The sequence below is a fragment of the Streptomyces hirsutus genome, from assembly GCF_001418415.1.
Lineage (GTDB): Bacteria > Actinomycetota > Actinomycetes > Streptomycetales > Streptomycetaceae > Streptomyces > Streptomyces hirsutus.
On record NZ_LIQT01000574.1, the window covers coordinates 1 to 2864 of the forward strand.

General features: G+C 69.6%; 4 protein-coding genes. 3 read left to right on the plus strand and 1 reads right to left on the minus strand.

The annotated features are described in order from the left end of the window. A partial coding sequence (locus AOK11_RS34760; RefSeq protein ID WP_055597644.1) for a SigB/SigF/SigG family RNA polymerase sigma factor occupies positions 1-588 on the plus strand: 588 nt, incomplete at its 5' end. Between the two features lie 245 nt (positions 589-833). Further along, the gene (locus AOK11_RS34765; protein WP_055597645.1) at positions 834-1754 is read left to right on the plus strand and encodes an RNA polymerase sigma factor SigF; all 921 of its coding nucleotides are present in this window, start codon (positions 834-836) and stop codon (positions 1752-1754) included. Between the two features lie 150 nt (positions 1755-1904). Here the strand turns inward: AOK11_RS34765 and AOK11_RS34770 are convergent, their stop codons facing one another. Further along, positions 1905-2102 carry a hypothetical protein gene (locus AOK11_RS34770; RefSeq protein ID WP_055597646.1) on the minus strand — a complete coding sequence of 66 codons (198 nt, stop codon included), beginning with the start codon at positions 2100-2102 and terminating at the stop codon, positions 1905-1907. Positions 2103-2479: 377 nt separating this feature from the next. On the opposite strand from AOK11_RS34770, the gene AOK11_RS34775 reads away from it, so the two are divergent. Continuing rightward, positions 2480-2864, plus strand: a 385-nt coding sequence (locus AOK11_RS34775; RefSeq protein WP_055597647.1) for a MarR family winged helix-turn-helix transcriptional regulator, incomplete at its 3' end; no start/stop codon positions are given.

The following is a 2864-nucleotide window of genomic DNA, read 5'->3' on the forward strand; positions in this document are numbered from 1 at the left end:
GTCCAGGTCGGCACCATCGGGCTCATCAACGCCATCGACCGTTTCGACCCGGAGCGGGGCGTCCAGTTCCCGACCTTCGCGATGCCGACCGTGGTCGGCGAGATCAAGCGGTACTTCCGCGACAACGTCCGCACCGTCCACGTGCCGCGCCGGCTGCACGAGCTGTGGGTGCAGGTCAACAGCGCGACCGAAGACCTCACGACCGCCTTCGGGCGCTCCCCGACGACCGCCGAGATCGCCGAACGGCTGCGCATCAGCGAGGAGGAGGTGCTCTCCTGCATCGAGGCCGGGCGGTCGTACCACGCCACCTCCCTCGAGGCCGCACAGGAGGGCGACGGACTCCCCGGACTGCTCGACCGGCTCGGCTACGAGGATCCGGCACTGGACGGCGTCGAGCACCGGGACCTCGTCCGGCACCTGCTCGTCCAACTCCCCGAGCGGGAACAGCGGATCCTGCTGCTGCGGTACTACAGCAACCTCACCCAGTCGCAGATCAGCGCCGAACTGGGCGTCTCCCAGATGCACGTCTCCCGGCTGCTCGCGCGCAGCTTCCAGCGACTGCGGTCCGCAAACAGGATCGACGCGTAACTCCTGAGAGCGAATCGCTCACCAGTGCCTTTACCTGCGCTTCTGGCCTGAAATGGCGTCAGACCCCTTGTTTGCAGGGCTGATTCACCACATCGATGTCGACATGTCGCTACAGCGCGTTGCCGACATGTGACATTCTGCCGGAAGCGCGTTTGCCGAAGCCCCGGCTCCGGTATTCAGGTGAAGGCTGCGTTCCTCGGACAGGAACGTTCGCCGCGACCGTCCCGCGACCCAAAGGGGGTGGCATGTCCGCAGACCAGGGCAGCTCGAAGGTGCTCACGCTCGCGGAGAGCGAGACAGCTCCCAATGCTCTCGACGTACTCGGCCCCATCGACGACGTCCCGGCCCTCGCGGCCGCGCCCGCTCCAGATCTTCCCGAGACACCGGACACACCGGACACAGCGGCCATCGACACCCGCACCCTGTCCCGCTCCCTGTTCCTGCGGCTCGCCGCACTCGACGAGAACAGCCCGGAGCGCGGCTACGTCCGGGACACGCTGATCGAACTCAACCTCCCACTGGTGCGGTACGCGGCGGCCCGCTTCCGCTCGCGCAACGAGCCGATGGAGGACATCGTCCAGGTCGGCACCATCGGGCTGATCAAGGCGATCGACCGCTTCGACTGCGAACGGGGCGTGGAGTTCCCGACGTTCGCGATGCCGACGGTGGTCGGCGAGATCAAGCGGTTCTTCCGCGACACGTCGTGGTCGGTGCGCGTGCCGCGCCGGCTTCAGGAGCTGCGCCTGGCGCTGACGAAGGCCGGCGACGAGCTCTCCCAGAAGCTCGACCGCTCCCCGACGGTCGCCGAACTCGCCGCGGTACTGGGCGTGTCCGAGGAAGACGTGGTCGACGGCCTCGCGGTCGGCAACGCGTACACGGCGTCCTCGCTGGACTCCCCGGCACCCGAGGACGACGGCGGCGAGGGCTCGCTCGCGGACCGCCTCGGCTACGAGGACACGGCACTGGAGGGCGTGGAGTACCGGGAGTCGCTCAAGCCCCTGCTGGCCAAGCTGCCGCCCCGGGAGCGGCGGATCATCATGCTGCGCTTCTTCGCCAACATGACGCAGTCACAGATCGGCGAGGAGGTCGGCATCTCCCAGATGCACGTCTCCCGGCTGCTCACCCGGACCCTGGCCCAGCTGCGCGAGGGTCTCATCTCGGACTGAGACACACCGATCGCCGGCAGCCCTCGGTTCCCACCGTCGGCCACCGGCCCGGAAGCGGACCCACGGCCGCCGGGGCGCCCCTCACGGGCGCAACGGCGGCCTCCGCGTGTCCTGTCGTGTCGTGTCCGGGTGCTGTCAGGCGCTGTCGGATCAGCCCAGCGCCAGCCAGGCCACGGCCGCGACGATCGCCACGGCGACGACGACGCCGATGATCAGACCGATACGGGGACCGCCACCGCTCGTCGTGGCGGCCTGCTGCCCCTGAGGGGCCTCGTCGACGAACGCGCGGAACATCTGGGTGCTGCCGGCGGGGTCGTGGTTGCCCTGCGGGGGCTGGGAGTTAGCCATGGCCCGAGACACTAGCGAACTGCCTGCGGAGGCCCCAAGCGGGGGCGGCCTCGGAGCGACCGCGGAGCGGCCTCGAAGCGACCGCGCAGGGGCGCGCACGGGGCACGCGAGGGGTACATACGGGGGCACGTGCGCGGGCACACGCCCGGCTCGGCGATACGGACCGAGGGCGGCCCGCGTGCACCCCCGCGGGCCGCCGGAGGGTGACCGGAGAGCCCGGCCGCCGGCACCGAGCGACTGACACCCCGCCCCACCTGCGCGTTTGCAATTCACCATGCTTGCCTTTGCCAAGTTTTGAGGCCCTTGCGCGCCCTTCTTGTTTGCCTTCAGCAACCATCCACTTCTATCGTTGCCCTAAGCAACGAATGGGAGGTGTCATGGCCGAGCAGACGCAGTACGAGGAGCTGGTACGGCAGCTCAGTGCCTTCAGCGCGGTGAAGCGGGAGCTGCGCCGGAGCATGCCGGCCGACTTCCACAGCGGCTCCGCCGCCGTGCTGACGGCCCTCGGCCGCCACGGCGCCATGCGCATGAGCCGGCTCACCGAGCTGCTCGCCGTCGACCTCTCGGTCACCAGCCGCCAAGTCGCCCAGGCGGTCGAGCTCGGCTGGATCGAGCGTTCCCCCGACCCGGCCGACAAGCGCTCCCGCATCCTGCGCCTGACGCCCGCGGGCCGAGTGCAGCTCGACGCGTTGTTCCGACAGGCCACCCACCTGCTCACCGAGCGCCTGCACGACTGGTCCGACGACGACATCGGCCTGCTCG

What these genes read in the sequence shown, in the direction of transcription:
- AOK11_RS34765 (WP_055597645.1), top strand. Translation starts at nt 834, where the DNA reads ATGTCCGCAGACCAGGGCAGCTCGAAGGTGCTCACGCTCGCGGAGAGC.
- AOK11_RS34770 (WP_055597646.1), bottom strand. Translation starts at nt 2,102, where the DNA reads ATGGCTAACTCCCAGCCCCCGCAGGGCAACCACGACCCCGCCGGCAGC.